We start from the raw sequence: 14115 nt of genomic DNA, 5'->3' as shown, positions 1-14115 counted from the left end.
CCGGAATGCCTGACCCGCGATTTTTTGAAAGCCTGCCGGCGATGGATGTCGCCGGACTGGCGGACAGGATCGGGGCCGAAGTGTTGCGCGGCGGAGATCGAAAGGTCTCCGCCGTTGCGCCTTTGGGGACCGCCGTATCGACCGACGTCGCCTTCATGGGCGGCAGCAAATTCGCCGGGGCGCTGAAAGCCACCGCTGCAGGGTGCGTGATCATCCCGGCCGCCGCGGTGGAGCTGGCGCCCGAAGGCGCATCGGTTCTGGTCTCGCGCACCCCCCAGGCGGCGTGGGCCGCGGCCTCGCTGCTTCTGCATGCGCCGCGGGCGCTCGACACGGCGGCGGACCGCGCGTCTGTCGTCGAGGACGACAGCGTCGTGCTGGAGCCGGGCGTGGTTCTGGGAGAGGGCGCCCGCATCGGACGGGGGACGCGGATCGGCGCCAATACGGTGATCGGTCCCGGCGTCCAGATCGGGCGCGACTGCCACATCGGCCCCAACGTCAGCGTCGGCTTCGCCCTGATCGGTGATCGGGTGAAGCTTTATGCCGGCGTACGGATCGGTGAACCCGGGTTCGGCGCCGCCGGATCGGCGGCCGGCGCGGTGGATGTGCCCCAGCTGGGACGGGTCATCCTGCAGGACAACGTCACCGTCGGCGCGAACACCTGTATTGATCGCGGCGCCTATGATGACACGGTGATCGGCGAGAACACCAAGATCGATAACCTGGTCATGATCGCCCATAACTGCGTGATCGGCCGCAACTGCCTGATCGCGGCCCATACCGGCATCTCCGGCTCGGTCGTGGTGGGAGACGGGGTGATCTTCGGCGGTCAGGCCGGCGTGGGCGATCACCTGAAGATCCACGACGGAGCCCGTATCGCCGGCGGCGCCGGCATCCTGGCGGACGTGCCGGCCGGTGAAACCTGGTCGGGTTATCCCGCCAAACCCATCCGGCAATTCTTGCGCGAGACGGTCTGGGTGTCCAAACAGGCGCTGGGCAAATCGCGCGGGAAGACAGAGCAATGAGCGAAGACGTCAATATTGATTACGCCGAGGTGATGCGGCGCCTGCCACACCGCTATCCCTTCCTGCTGGTCGACAAGGCCGAGGCCTTCGTGCCCGCCACCTCGATCACCGGCATCAAGAACGTCACCCACAACGAGCCGTTCTTCCCCGGTCACTTCCCGATCGACCCGGTCATGCCCGGCGTCCTGATCGTCGAGGCGATGGCCCAGACCGGCGCCCTGCTGATGTCGAAGACGCTGGACGTCGCCGTGGCCGACAAGGTCATCATGTTCATGTCCATCGACGGCGTGCGCTTCCGCAAGCCGGCGCGCCCTGGCGATCAGCTGCGTATGGAGGTCAAGGTGATCAAGGCCCGCGGCGACGCCTACAAATTCCGCGGCGAGACCTTCATTGACGGCAAGCTGGCGGCCGAGGCCGAGTTCATGGCCATGGTCGTCAAGGTCGAGCAGCCGGCCTCCTGATGGCCATCCATCCGACCGCGCAGGTCGATTCCTCGGCCCGGCTGGCCGACGGGGTCGAGATCGGGGCCTGGTCCATCGTCGGGCCCAACGTGGTGCTGTCTGAAGGGGTTCGGGTCGCCAGTCATGTGGTGATCCAGCAGGACACCACGGTCGGGGCGGGCACCACCATCCATCCCTTCGCGGTGATGGGCGGCGACCCGCAGCATGGCGGCTACAAGGGCGAACCGGTGGCGCTGGAGATCGGCGCCAACAACACCATTCGCGAGCACTCGACCTTCAACCGGGGCACGCCGGGTGATCGCAAGCTGACCACGATCGGCGACAACTGCCTGTTCATGACCGGCGCCCACGTCGGCCACGACTGCATCGTCGGCGACAACGTCACCTTCGCCAACAATGCGACCCTGGGCGGGCATGCGCGGATCGGGAACCGGGTCTTCCTCGGCGGTCTGGCGGCCGTGCACCAGTTCGGCCGGGTGGGGCAGGGCGCCATCGTCGGCGGCCTGTCGGCGGTGACCCGCGACGTCATCCCCTACGGCTCGGCCTGGGGCAACCACGTGCGTCTGCACGGCCTGAACCTGATCGGGCTGAAGCGGAAGGGCTACGGCAAGGACGCTGTTCGCCGCCTGCTGGCCGCCTATCGCGACATCTTCGAGGGCGAGGGGCTGTTCTCCGACCGTCTGACCGCCGCGGCCGAGGCCTATGCGGATCTGCCTGAAATTCTCGAGATCATCGCCTTCATCCGCGAAGACACCCGGCGCCCGGTCGCCTTGCCGGAAAGATGAGCGGCAAGCTGGCCCTGATCGCGGGCGGCGGGGCGCTGCCCCTGTCGGTCGCCGCGCGCTGTGAGGCGGAGGGGCGCCCGGTCTTCGTAATCCGGCTGGCCGGGTTCGCCGATCCCCATCTGGCCCACTATCCGGGCATCGACGTGGGGATGGCCGAGATCGGCAAGATCCTGTCGGCGATGAAGAAGGCGGACTGCCGCGCGGTCTGTCTGGCCGGGATCGTCAGCCGACCCGATTTCCGGACCCTGAAGCCGGACTTCAAGGGCGCGACCCTTCTGCCGGGCATCATCAAGGCGGCGACCCAGGGCGACGACGCCCTGCTGCGCAAGATCCTGTCGGTGTTCGAAGCCGAGGGCTATGCGGTCGAGGGCGCCGACGACATTCTGGGCGGCGAGACCCTGCCGTCCGGGGCTCTGGGGAAGATCCGGCCCACGGAGGCCCAGCTGGCCGACCTGCGCAAGGCGCTGTACGTGGCCGAGAAGTCGGGTGAACTGGACATCGGCCAGGGCGCGGTCGTTTGCGACGGACTGGTGCTGGCGGTGGAGGCCCAGGAGGGCACCGACGCCATGCTGATGCGGGTCGCCGGCCTGCCCGCCGACCTGCGCGGCGCGGCGACCGCCCGCAAGGGGGCGCTGGGCAAGGCGCCCAAGCCGATCCAGGATCTGCGGGTCGACATGCCGGTCATGGGCGCGCGGACCATCGAGATGGCCGCCGCCGCCGGTCTTGCGGGTGTCGGCGGGGTGACTGGAAAGCTGATCGTCATCGACCGCGCGGCCCTGATCGAGGCGGCCGACCGGCTGGGCCTCTATGTCTGGGGCGAGGACCGATGAGCCGCCCGCTGAAGATCATGCTGGTCGCCGCCGAGGCGTCTGGCGACGCCCTGGGCGCCGGCCTGGCGCAGGCCCTGAAGGGGCGGCTGGGCGCGGACGTCAGTTTCGTGGGCGTCGGCGGGCCCAGGATGGCCGCCGAGGGCGTGGTCAGTCCGTTCGACATCGCCGACCTGTCCATCCTGGGCTGGCTGGAGGGGCTGAAGGCCTACGGTCTGGTCAAGCAGAGGGTGGCGGACACCGTGGCGCACGCGGTGGCCGAGAAGCCGGACGCCGTCGTCCTGATCGACAGCTGGGGCTTCACCATCCGGGTGGCCAAGGCGCTGAGGGAGGCGCTGCCGGGCGTGCCCCTGATCAAATACGTCGGGCCCCAGGTCTGGGCCTCGCGTCCGGGCCGGGCGAAGACGCTGGCGCAGTCGGTGGACCACCTGCTGGCCCTCTACGCCTTCGACGCCCCGTGGTTCGAGCGCGAGGGGCTGGAGACGACGGTCGTCGGCTCGCAGGCCCTGCATGTGGACATGAGCGCCGCCGACCCCGCCGCCTTCCGCGCGCGCCGGGGGATCGCGCCGGATGCCGATCAACTGCTGGTGCTGCCGGGCAGCCGGCCGTCCGAGATCAGGCTGATGACGCCGGTCTACGAGGGCGCGGTGGCGCGGCTGAAGCAGGCGAACCCGGCGCTGGAGGTGGCGGTCGTGGCCGCCGGCACCGTGGCCGAGGATGTGACCGGCCGGATCGCGGCCTGGCCCTTCCGCGTGCATCTGGTCTCCGAGGCCGAGAAATACGATGCGATGAAGGCCGCGACGGTGGCGCTGGCGACCAGCGGGACGGTCTCGACCGAACTGGCGCTGGCGGGCGCGCCCATGGTCATCGGCTATCGTTTCCAGCCGCTCAGCTATGCGATCATGAAGCCCTTCTTCACGGGCAAGTACGCGACCCTGTTCAATCACGCGGCGGACGAGGAGATCGCCCGCGAGCTGATCCAGAAGGACGCGACGCCCGAGCAGATCTCGGACGAGGTCGCCCGTCTGTTGGCCGATCCCGTCGCCCGCCGCGTACAGGCCGAGCGTCAGACGGCGGCGCTGGACCTGATGGGCCGCAATGCGCCGGACCCGTCCAGCCTCGCGGCCGACGCCGTGCTGCGGGTCATCGCGACGAAGGCGGGGCGTTAGCCGGAGGCCGGCAGGGCGACCGGCGAGGCCGGCGGGCAGTCGTATTTGGCCAGTTCGGCTTCCAGGAGCGGCCGCACCTCGGCGGGCGTCATCGTCGCCAGCCGGTCGAGCGGGATGGTTTCGTTGAGCGTCGCCGCCATGCGCATGCCGAGGTAGTAGCCGAACCGCGGCGGCAGCCGCGGGTCGAGGTCTTGCGGGGTGTCGAAAATCCCAACGGCGTCCGCGCTGTTGAAGGACCTGAAGTGCTGCTTCACCCGACACATCGCCAGCGTCATATTGGCGTCAATGACCCGCCGGATGGGGCGGGGAGTCTCGAGACTGAGGTCCCGGTCGCCCAGTGACGGGTTGAGGCGCGCCCCGACGTAGACCGCCAGCCCCTCTCTCCACAGGCGGCACCACACCTCGCCGCAAATGGAGAAATGCCGCAGGTGGTAGGCATGGAAGAGCTCGTGATCGACGAGGTAGCGGAGCGAGGCTTCAGATTGCAGCCGGGCGGTCGCGTCGGGCGCGAAATACGGAATCGGGCGGTTGTCGCGCGAGAAGACCTGTCCATTGAACCCGAGAGACGGCGCGATCACGACCGCCGTGGGCGCCCTGTACCTCGGGAACAGGGCGGTGAACCGCTCGGTCGAGGCGCCGATGTGGTCCCGCAGCACCGCCGCGTGCCTGGCCGCAAGGGCGGGGTCGGCCTCATAGAGGGCGATCGCATCCTGCGCAGCCAGCAAGTTCCAGCGATCATCCGGGTTGGGCAGAAGGGGCGCGGCCGGGTTCAGGTTCCTGATCCGCTGGACGATCAACCGCGTGCGTTCCGACGCCGGCACATCCGCAGTTTCCCGCAGGGTGGCGTCGTACCACGCCATATGGTCCTCGATCCGGGGCGCGGCCGGCGGCGCCTGCGCCACGGCGGGCCCCGACCAGGCCGTAGCGGCCAGCAGGGCGACACAGGTCAGGCGCAGAAGGAGCATCAGCAGCGGTGTCCGGATCTCGGTGTTCCGCCAGACTGTCATGACGAACCTGGCTGGTGCAATGCCGATCAGGACTGGACGGCGCGCGTGCCGCACCCGATGTTGGCGGGGATGGATCCCGCAGAGATGATCTTCCCCCGATCGACAAGGGACGGCGAGCGCCACGTCGAGCGGAGACGGCGCCGGTGCTGATCCTGATCCCCGGATTGCTGAACGACTCCGACCTCTGGCGGGACCAGGTCACGGCCTTGTCGGACCGGTTCGATCTGCGGGTGGCCGACATCACCCGGGGCGAGACCATGGAGGCGTTGGTCGACGGCGTGTTCGCGCTGTCCGACGGGCCGGTCTCGGTCGCGGGCTTCTCGCTCGGCGGCTATGTGGCCCAGGCCATGCTGATGCGGCATCCGGAGCGGATCGAACGGCTGGCCCTGCTGGACACGGCGTTTCGGCCCGATACGCCGGAGCGCGCCGCCGAGCGGGCGCATCTGACCCGGCTGGCCACGGCCTCGGGCAAGTTTCTGGGCATCGGCGACCGGCTGCTGGGCAGCTATCTGGCGCCGGACCACGTCGCCGACCCGGACATGGCCGGGCGGGTGAAGGCGATGACCCGACGGCTGGGCGCAGAGGTCTTCATCCGTCAGAGCAGCCTGATCCGTGAGGACGGGGCGGCGGCCCTGCGCGCCTTCGCGGGCCCGGCCCTGGTGCTGTGCGGCGAGGTGGACCGGATCACCCCGCCCGAGGGGCATCGCGAGATGGCGGCCCTGCTGCCGAACGCGGAGCTGGTCATCGCCCCCGGCTGCGGCCACCTGACGCCCATCGAGGCGCCGGGGCTGGTCAGCGGCGCGCTGGCCCGCTGGATGGAGCGCTGAGATGGCGCGCGCCCTGAGCCCCCGCCGGGCGGCCGAGGTGCGCGCGGCGCTGCAGATCGCCATCGGCGCGGTCGCCGCCTTCTATCTGGCCACGGCGCTGAAGCTGCCGCACGCCTACTGGAGCGTGATCTCGGCCATCGTGGTGATCCAGACCAGCGTCGGGGGCAGCGTGCTCATCGTGGCGCGGGACCGGGCTCTCGGGACGCTGGCCGGCGCCGTCGTGGGCGGACTGGTGGCCTTTGTCCGCCCCGAAGGCGTCAACTGGATGATGGCGGGGCTGGCCGCTTCGGTCGCGGGACTGGCCTTCTTCAGCCCCGGGCGGCCCTGGTTGAAGGTGGCGCCGGTGACCGCGGCCATCATCATCGCGGGCAGCGCGGGGCCGGAGGGGCCGGCGCAGCTGGCGCTGGACCGGGTGATGGAGATTCTGGTCGGCAGCGGCGTCGGCGTGATCGCCATCCTGCTGCTCTTCCCCCGCCACGCGCGCCAGGCCTTCAAGCTGCAGGCGTTGGAGGCGGCCGGGAAGGCGGCGGAGCTGCTGGCGCTGGTGATGACGGGCGCGGCGGCGGATGGAGCGGAGCTGTCCCGGCGACATGCGGACCTGAAGAAGCGGCTGGATGCGCTGGGGCAGGCGGCCGGCGCGGTCATCGACCTGCCGGGCGCGCAGAAGGAGACGGCGGACCGGGCGGCGCTGGTGCGGACCTTCTGGCGTGTCCGGAGCGACATCGTCATCCTGGGGCGCGGTTTTCAGGCCGAGGGCGCGCTGGACCGGCTGGGACCGTGGGGCGAGGCCACGCATGCGGCCGTCCGGCGACTGGAGAGCCTGTCCCGGGGGCAGGCGACCGAATTTCTGGGCGACATCGATCCGACCCTGAAGCGGGGCGGTGAGGAGGGCGATCTGGCCCGGGGCGCGGCGGCCATCGGCCTGACCCACATGCACCGCGACCTCGATGACCTGATTGCCCGTTTCCGCGACCTGCATCTGATCTAGACGCGAGCGTGCGGACCCCACATTCTGGTGCGCGACGCGGGGCTCTCCGGGCTCTGGAAGAGGATGGACCGATGAAGCCGCCCAAGAAGAGCGAAACGATCGAGGTTCGGGTGCCCTACGGCGCCAAGACGGCCTTCGCCGATCATTGCCGCCGCAACGGCCAGACCGTCAGCGAGGCGGTGCGGACCTTCATGGAGCGCGAGATCGGCGACGGGCCGGTCGGGCGGGGGCGCGCCCGTCTGTGGCACGCCGTCGCGGCGCTGGCGGCGGGTCTGGCGCTGGGCGCGGTCGCCGCCCCGTCCCTGGCCCAGACGCAGGCCCATCACGGCTCCCGCGCGGCGTTCGATCAGCTGGACCGCAACGGCGACGGCGCGATCAGCTTTGACGAGTTCCGGCGCTGATCAGCGCACCGGTTTGAAGAATCGCCCGGCCTGCAGGTTGAACCAGGTCCAGGGCTTGAACAGCCCGGCCCCCGGCTTCCAGGAGGCGACGATGACCTCGGCCTTGCCGACGATGTTCTCGGCGGGCAGCAGGCCCACGCCGACGTCGGCGGGCCAGCGGCTGTCCAGCGAGTTGTCGCGGTTGTCGCCCATCATGAAGTACTGGCCCTCGGGCACGACGTAGACGCCCGTGTCGTCCCCGGGCAGGCCCGAGCCGCCGTCGTAGGTCAGGTAGGGCGTGCCGTCGGGGCGGGTTTCGCGCACCTGCAGCACCTGACGGTCCGGGGCGTCGTGATCCTGGACGATGTCGAGCGGGGTCCGTCGGATCGGACGACCGTTGATGAAGACGGTTCCGCCCATGACCTGGACGCGGTCGCCCGGGAGGCCGATCACCCGCTTCACCCAGGTCTGTTGCGGATCGCTGGGGCGGCGGAAGACCACGACGTCGCCACGTTCGGCCTGCCGGCCGAACAGGCGGCCGCCGGGCAGGGGCGGGTTGAGGGGCAGGGACGCCCGGCTCCAGCCGTAGGCGAATTTGGACACCACCACATAGTCGCCGGTCACCAGACCCGGCTCCATCGAGGACGAGGGGATGGTGAAGGGCTGGAACAGGCTGGTCTGGATGACGGTGGCCGCCAGCAGGCCGATGCCGATGACCTTCAGGGTCTCGGTGAGTTCGTGGAGGGATCCGGTGAGCGATCCGGGCGGGGTCTTGGCGTCTTCGGTCATGGGCGCAGGAAAGAGGGTCTGGCGGGAGGCATCAACGCTTGCAGCGTCCGGACGTCCGGAATTCGTGTCCGGACATGAAAAACGCCGGAGCTTTCGCCCCGGCGTTTCCCGATTTCAGCGAACGGGCGCAGATCAGCCGCGCTTCTCGATCGGCACATAGTCGCGCTGCGTCGGGCCGGTGTACAGCTGACGCGGGCGGCCGATCTTCTGGCCCGGGTCGGCCATCATTTCCTGCCACTGGGCGATCCAGCCGACGGTGCGGGCCAGGGCGAACAGCACGGTGAACATGCTGGTCGGGAAGCCCATCGCCGACAGGGTGATGCCGGAATAGAAGTCGACGTTCGGGAACAGCTTGCGCGAGGTGAAATACTCGTCGCTCAGCGCGACCTTCTCCAGCTCCTTGGCGACGACGAACAGCGGGTCGTTCTGGCGGCCGGTCGCTTCCAGGACCTCGTAGGCCGACTGCTGCATGACCTTCGCGCGCGGATCGTAGTTCTTGTACACGCGGTGGCCGAAGCCCATCAGCTTGTACTTGCGGTCCTTCACGCCCTGGATGAACTCCGGGATCTTGTCCGGAGTGCCGATCTCCTGAAGCATGTTGAGCGCCTCCTCGTTGGCGCCGCCGTGCGACGGGCCCCACAGGCAGGCGATGCCGGCGGCGATACAGGCGAACGGATTGGCGCCCGAGGAACCGGCCAGACGGACGGTCGAGGTCGAGGCGTTCTGCTCGTGATCGGCGTGCAGGGTGAAGATGCGGTCCATGGCGCGGACCAGGCGCGGATCGACCTGGTAGTCCTCGGCCGGGACGGCGAAGCACATGCGCAGGAAGTTTTCGGCGTACGACAGGTCGTTGCGCGGCGAAACGAAGGGCTGGCCGATGTGGTATTTGTAGGCGCGGGCCGCGATGGTCGGCATCTTGGCGATCAGACGGATGGCCGAGATGTTGCGCTGCACCGGATCATGGATGTCCAGGCTGTCGTGGTAGAAGGCCGACAGGGCGCCGACGGTGCCGACCATGATGGCCATCGGGTGGGCGTCGCGACGGAAGCCCTCGAAGAAGCGGTCGAACTGCGCATGCAGCATGGTGTGCATGGTGATGCTGTTCTTGAAGGCGTCGTACTGCGCCGCGTTCGGCAGTTCACCGTGCAGCAGCAGGTGGCAGACTTCGATGAAGTTCGAATCCGAGGCCAACTGGTCGATCGGATAGCCGCGGTGCAGCAGCACGCCGGCGTCGCCGTCGATGAAGGTCAGGCCGGACTCGCACGAGGCGGTCGAGGTGAAGCCCGGGTCGAAGGTGAAGGCGTCGGTACCCGCATACAGCTTGCGGATGTCGATGACGTCGGGGCCGGTGGAGCCCGCCAGCACCGGAAGTTCAACGGACTTTCCGGCGTAGTTGAGGGTCGCCGTACCGGCGGGTTTGGCTTGTTCGGTCATTTCAGCCCCTTTGTCAGAACGGTCTCGCGCGGGGAGGCGACGGACCGCGTTTCATTTGTGAACTTCACTTAGTCTTTCGCAGCGCATCATCCAAGCGCCCGAGGCTTTCTTCTCGTCCCAGAGCGGCCAAAGTTTTCGCGATATCGGGCGAAGCGGCCCCGCCGGTCAGGGCCGCGCGGGTCGCCGGACCGATTTTGCCGAAGCCCACGCCTTCCTCTTCGGCGAACGCCTTGAGCTCGCTTTCGAGAGCGAAGACGTCCCAGCTGCCGAACAGATTCAGACGGTCGCGGAGGCGGCCGATCCGCTCGCCGGATTCGCCCGACAGAAGGCCGAGGCCTTTTTCATCGATGGAAAGCGGCCGGGTCTTCAGGGCGAAGGCCGTCTGGTCGGCCAGCTCCAGCGTGGTCTTCGCGCGGTCCTTCACGAACGGCATGGCGCGCAGCAGGCGGGCCTCGTCGTCCGGCGCGAGGGCGTGGCCGCGGGACAGGTGAACGTCCAGGGTCATCTTGGCCAGCCGGTCGTCCTGGGCCAGCCGGATCCAGTGGCTGTTCACGTGGGCCAGCTTGTCGAAGTCCAGCCGCGACGGCGCCTTGCCGATACCTCCCAGATCGAACCAGGCGCGCGCCTGCTCGTCCGAGAACAGTTCGTCGTCGCCGTGGGCCCAGCCGAGGCGGGCCAGATAGTTGCGCATGGCCTCGGGCAGGTAGCCCATCTCGGCGTACTCATGCACCGCCTGCGCCCCGTGCCGCTTGGACAGCTTGGCGCCGTCCGGACCGTGGATCAGCGGGATGTGGGCGAAGGTCGGGCGCGTCCAGCCGAGGGCGTCATAGATCAGGCTCTGGCGGGCGGCGTTGTTCAGGTGATCGTCGCCGCGGATCACATGGGTGACGCCCATGTCGTGGTCGTCGACGACCACGGCAAGATTGTAGGTCGGGGCCCCGTCCGAGCGCAGGATGACCAGGTCGTCCAGGGACGCGGTCTCCCAGCGCACCGTGCCCTGCACCGCGTCCTCCACGACGACGGGGGCGTCCGCCGGGCGGCGGAAGCGGACGGTGTGGGGCTTGAGCAGGTCATCGACGGTCGGCTCGCGATCGCGCCACGGGGACTCGAAGGTTCGGCCTTCGGCCTTGGCCCGATCGCGCAGGGCGGCGGTTTCATCGGCGGTCAGGAAGTCGCGATAGGCGTGGCCGGTCTCGAGCAGCTGCTCAGCCACCTCGCGGTGGCGATCGGCGCGCGAGAACTGGAACACCGGCTCCTCGTCGGCGAACAGCTCCAGCCAGGCCATGCCGTCGAAGATGGCCTTCACCGCCTCGTCGGTGGAGCGCTCCCGGTCGGTGTCCTCGACACGCACGAGAAACTTCCCGTTGTGTCGTCGTGCATACAAATAGTTGAAAAGCGCCGTGCGGGCGCCCCCTATGTGCAGGAAGCCGGTGGGCGAGGGGGCGAAGCGGGTGACGACTTCGGCGGAGGAGGAGGGGGAGGAGGTCATTGCAGGTCGGTCCGATCGGGCCGTCCTTATACCCCCGCTCGCCGCAAAGCCTAGGGTCCGGGACCGGATCGTCGGATTTCTGGAGCGCGAGGTCGCGAGCCAGACCCTGCGCTGGCGGTTGTGGACGCCGGTGGCCTTCGGCGGCGGCTGCGCGACCTATTTCGCCTTCCGGAGCGAACCGTCGGCGTGGCTCCTGCTGCTGGCGGCCGGGCTGCTTTCGGGCGTTTGGCTGATCGCCCGGCGACGGCGTGTGGCGCGGGCGGGGAGCCTGTGCCTGCTGATGCTGGCCAGTTTCGCCCTGGGGCTGGCGGCGGCGAAGCTGAGGACGGACGCGGTCGCCGCGCCGATCGCCCCGGCGCTGGACGGGCCGACGGTGATCGAGGGCTGGGTGGTCGATGTCGACAGCCGGGGGGCGGCGGGTCCGCGGGTGATCGTCGCCCCGGTGCGGATCCGGGGCCTGGCGCCCGAGGCGACGCCCGTCCGCGTCCGCGCCACCGTCAGGGATGCGACGCCGCCCGCGCCGGGCGAGGCGATCCGGCTGTTCGGCATCCTGAACCCGCCGCCCGCGCCGGCCAGCCCCGGCGCCTATGACTTCGGCCGCACAGCCTTCTTCCAGCGGATCGGCGGGGTGGCCTTCAGCCTGGGCGAGACCCGGTCCGCCGTCCTGCCCGAGGCGCCGATGCGGCTCAGGCTGGTGATGAAGGTCAACGCCCTCCGGTTCGATCTGGCGAAACGGATCGTGGCGCGGCAGGGCGAGCGGGCGGGCGGGGTGGCGGCGGCCATGACCACGGGGCAGGAGGCCTGGCTGGACCCGGCCCAGGTCGATGCCATGCGCGATTCCGGGCTGGCGCACATCCTGTCGATCTCCGGTCTGCACATGGCGGTGGTCGGCGGCTTCGCCTTCTTTCTGGCGCGGCTGCTGATCGCCCTGTGGCCGTGGCTGGCGCTCAGGGTCCCGGGCAAGAAGGTGGCGGCGGTCGCGGGTCTGTTGGCGGTGGGGACCTATCTGGTCATCTCTGGCGCGCCGCCCCCGGCCGAGCGGGCGGCGGTGACGGCCTCCATCGCCTTCCTCGCCGTCCTGTTGGACCGGCAGGCGATCACCATGCATGCGCTGGCGGTGGCGGCCTTCGTGGTGCTGGTCCTCCAGCCCGAGGCCGTCGTCACGCCCGGATTCCAGATGTCCTTCGCGGCCACGGCGGCCCTGGTCGCCCTGGTCGAGGCCTGGCCCCGGCGGCCGAAGGAGATTTCCGCGCCCTGGCCGATCCTGGCGGTGCAGCGGACCGGCGCCTGGATCGGGGCGGCGGTGCTCGCCAGCCTCGTCGCGGGGGCGGCGACCGGGCCGTTCGCCATGCAGCATTTCAACCGCTCGGCCATGTACGGGCTGGCGGCGAACCTCGCGACGGTGCCCCTGTCGGACTTCGTCATCATGCCGATGCTGGCGCTGGGCGCCTTGCTGGAGCCCTTGGGACTGGGCGCGCCCTTCCTGTGGCTGGCGTCGCGGGGAATCGAGGCGATGCTTCTGGTCGGCGAGCGGGTGGCGGCCCTGCCCGGCGCGGTGCAGACGATCGCCAGTGCGCCCGGGGCGGCCCTGCCGACGGCCTTTCTGGGCGTCCTGTTCTGCTGCCTGTGGCGCGGTTCGTTGCGATGGCTGGGGTTGCCGCTGGCCTGCGCCGTGCTGATCTGGCCCCGTCCGGCGCCGCCCGACCTGTGGATCGGCGACGGGGGATTGCAGGCGGCGTGGGTCGAGGACGGACGGGCGACGGTGGTGCGGCCCGGCGTGCGGCAGTTTGCGGTCGATGTGTGGACCCGGCGCCAGGGGCTGGAGGCCATGGAGCGTCCGGCGGAAGGGTGGACCTGCGGCCGCTTCTCCTGCGCGCCGGAAGCGTCAGGACCGGTGGCGCTGTGGTGGGGCCGGCGGGCGCCGACGGATGAACAGCTGGACGGGCTGTGTCGATCTGCGCCAGTCGTCAGTGTACGGACGGTCGTGAGCGCCTTGCCGCCATCCTGCGCCGGAACGCTGGTTCTGGACGGGCTCGACTACGCCCGGGGCGGGGCGGTGGAGCTGAAACGCGAAGGACCCGCCGCGGCGAACCGCTGGCGGGCCCTGTGGGTGTCTGACGTGCGCGGCGAGCGGCCGTGGAGCCGCTACGGCGACGCCGCCACCGTCAGTGATAGCGGCGGATGAGGCCGACCAGCTTGCCCTGCACGGCCACCTGATCGGCGCCGTAGATCTTGGTCTCATAGTTGCGGTTGGCGGGCTCCAGCGCGATGGACGCGCCCTTCTTGCGCAGGCGTTTCAGCGTGGCCTGTTCGCCCTCGACCAGGGCCACCACGATCTCGCCCGACGAGCAGTTCTCGGTCGATTTGATGATGACCATGTCGCCGTTGAGGATGCCCGCCTCGATCATCGAGTCGCCCTCGATCTCGAGCAGATAGTGTTCGCCCGAGCCGAGCATGGCTTCCGGCACCGGATAGCGGGCGGTCTCGTGCTCGATGGCGTCAATGGGGGTGCCCGCCGCGATCTTGCCCATCAGGGACAGTTCGCGGGTGTCATTGGCCGGTTCGGCGGCCTTGGGACGGCCGCCGCCCTCGATCACGCCGGGCTTGAAGCCCGCATGGCCGCGCGGCGCGCCGGCGGTGGCCTGTTCCGGCAGCTTCGTGACTTCCAGCGCCCGGGCGCGGTGGGCAAGGCGGCGGATGAAGCCGCGTTCCTCGAGCGCCGTGATCAGGCGGTGGATGCCCGACTTGGACGCCAGATCCAGCGCCTCTTTCATCTCGTCGAACGACGGAGACACGCCGGTCTCCTGAATCCGCTCGTGGATGAACATGAGCAGTTCGTGCTGTTTGCGGGTGAGCATGCAGACCTCGAGGCGAATCCGGTTTCCAGAACGCTAGCGGAACAAACCGCAAACGTCCAGAAACTGTTCCTGAGGTGTT

General features: G+C 69.6%; 14 protein-coding genes. 9 read left to right on the top strand and 5 right to left on the bottom strand.

What is annotated here, in order from left to right:
* Positions 1-5 precede the first annotated feature (5 nt).
* The 5 genes from lpxD to lpxB are packed head-to-tail and all read left to right on the top strand — an operon-like array spanning position 6 to position 4264.
* Positions 6-1022: a UDP-3-O-(3-hydroxymyristoyl)glucosamine N-acyltransferase gene (gene lpxD / locus ACLQ7T_RS10005; RefSeq protein WP_420479308.1), complete on the top strand. Its 1017-nt coding sequence runs from the start codon at positions 6-8 to the stop codon at positions 1020-1022.
* Positions 1019-1483, top strand: a complete 465-nt coding sequence (gene fabZ / locus ACLQ7T_RS10000; protein WP_420479307.1) for a 3-hydroxyacyl-ACP dehydratase FabZ — start codon at positions 1019-1021, stop codon at positions 1481-1483. Before lpxD ends, fabZ begins: the two co-directional genes overlap by 4 nt.
* Positions 1483-2268 carry an acyl-ACP--UDP-N-acetylglucosamine O-acyltransferase gene (gene lpxA / locus ACLQ7T_RS09995; RefSeq protein ID WP_420479306.1) on the top strand — a complete coding sequence of 262 codons (786 nt, stop codon included), beginning with the start codon at positions 1483-1485 and terminating at the stop codon, positions 2266-2268. The genes fabZ and lpxA overlap by 1 nt, the downstream gene beginning before the upstream one ends.
* Positions 2265-3098, top strand: a complete 834-nt coding sequence (lpxI, locus tag ACLQ7T_RS09990) for a UDP-2,3-diacylglucosamine diphosphatase (RefSeq protein ID WP_420479305.1) — start codon at positions 2265-2267, stop codon at positions 3096-3098. Before lpxA ends, lpxI begins: the two co-directional genes overlap by 4 nt.
* Complete coding sequence (gene lpxB, locus ACLQ7T_RS09985; protein WP_420479304.1) at positions 3095-4264, top strand: lipid-A-disaccharide synthase; 1170 nt, start codon at positions 3095-3097, stop codon at positions 4262-4264. Before lpxI ends, lpxB begins: the two co-directional genes overlap by 4 nt.
* Here lpxB and ACLQ7T_RS09980 read toward each other — a convergent pair.
* Positions 4261-5271 (bottom strand): hypothetical protein, encoded by a 1011-nt coding sequence (locus tag ACLQ7T_RS09980; protein ID WP_420479303.1) that lies wholly within the window; start codon positions 5269-5271, stop codon positions 4261-4263. The two genes, lpxB and ACLQ7T_RS09980, sit on opposite strands and share 4 nt — an antisense overlap.
* A gap of 143 nt (positions 5272-5414) precedes the next feature.
* Between ACLQ7T_RS09980 and ACLQ7T_RS09975 the strand changes: the two genes are divergently transcribed.
* From ACLQ7T_RS09975 to ACLQ7T_RS09965, 3 genes are all read left to right on the top strand, one after another.
* On the top strand, positions 5415-6098 hold the full coding sequence (locus tag ACLQ7T_RS09975; protein ID WP_420479302.1) for an alpha/beta fold hydrolase: 684 nt from the start codon (positions 5415-5417) through the stop codon (positions 6096-6098).
* A 1-nt stretch (position 6099) separates the two neighbouring features.
* Positions 6100-7086: an FUSC family protein gene (locus ACLQ7T_RS09970; protein ID WP_420479301.1), complete on the top strand. Its 987-nt coding sequence runs from the start codon at positions 6100-6102 to the stop codon at positions 7084-7086.
* Between the two features lie 71 nt (positions 7087-7157).
* Positions 7158-7487, top strand: a complete 330-nt coding sequence (locus ACLQ7T_RS09965; protein ID WP_420479300.1) for an EF-hand domain-containing protein — start codon at positions 7158-7160, stop codon at positions 7485-7487.
* On the opposite strand, the gene lepB is transcribed toward ACLQ7T_RS09965, so the two are convergent.
* The 3 genes from lepB to gltX all read right to left on the bottom strand — a co-directional run bounded on the left by lepB (position 7488) and on the right by gltX (position 11178).
* A complete protein-coding gene (gene lepB / locus ACLQ7T_RS09960; protein ID WP_420479299.1) occupies positions 7488-8255 on the bottom strand; it encodes a signal peptidase I in 768 nt (255 codons plus the stop codon). It abuts the gene before it with no gap.
* A 132-nt stretch (positions 8256-8387) separates the two neighbouring features.
* Positions 8388-9689: a citrate synthase gene (gene gltA / locus ACLQ7T_RS09955; protein WP_420469533.1), complete on the bottom strand. Its 1302-nt coding sequence runs from the start codon at positions 9687-9689 to the stop codon at positions 8388-8390.
* A 64-nt stretch (positions 9690-9753) separates the two neighbouring features.
* On the bottom strand, positions 9754-11178 hold the full coding sequence (gene gltX / locus ACLQ7T_RS09950; protein ID WP_420479298.1) for a glutamate--tRNA ligase: 1425 nt from the start codon (positions 11176-11178) through the stop codon (positions 9754-9756).
* On the opposite strand from gltX, the gene ACLQ7T_RS09945 reads away from it, so the two are divergent.
* Positions 11141-13363: a ComEC/Rec2 family competence protein gene (locus ACLQ7T_RS09945; protein ID WP_420479297.1), complete on the top strand. Its 2223-nt coding sequence runs from the start codon at positions 11141-11143 to the stop codon at positions 13361-13363. The genes gltX and ACLQ7T_RS09945 overlap by 38 nt on opposite strands.
* On the opposite strand, the gene lexA is transcribed toward ACLQ7T_RS09945, so the two are convergent.
* Positions 13344-14036, bottom strand: a complete 693-nt coding sequence (lexA, locus tag ACLQ7T_RS09940) for a transcriptional repressor LexA (RefSeq protein ID WP_141626530.1) — start codon at positions 14034-14036, stop codon at positions 13344-13346. The genes ACLQ7T_RS09945 and lexA overlap by 20 nt on opposite strands.
* Between the last annotated feature and the right edge of the window lie 79 nt (positions 14037-14115).

The organism is Brevundimonas sediminis (assembly GCF_048799765.1).
In the GTDB taxonomy this organism is placed as follows: domain Bacteria; phylum Pseudomonadota; class Alphaproteobacteria; order Caulobacterales; family Caulobacteraceae; genus Brevundimonas.
Note: the sequence above shows the minus strand (reverse complement) of the source record. Positions and strands in the feature narration are given on the sequence as shown.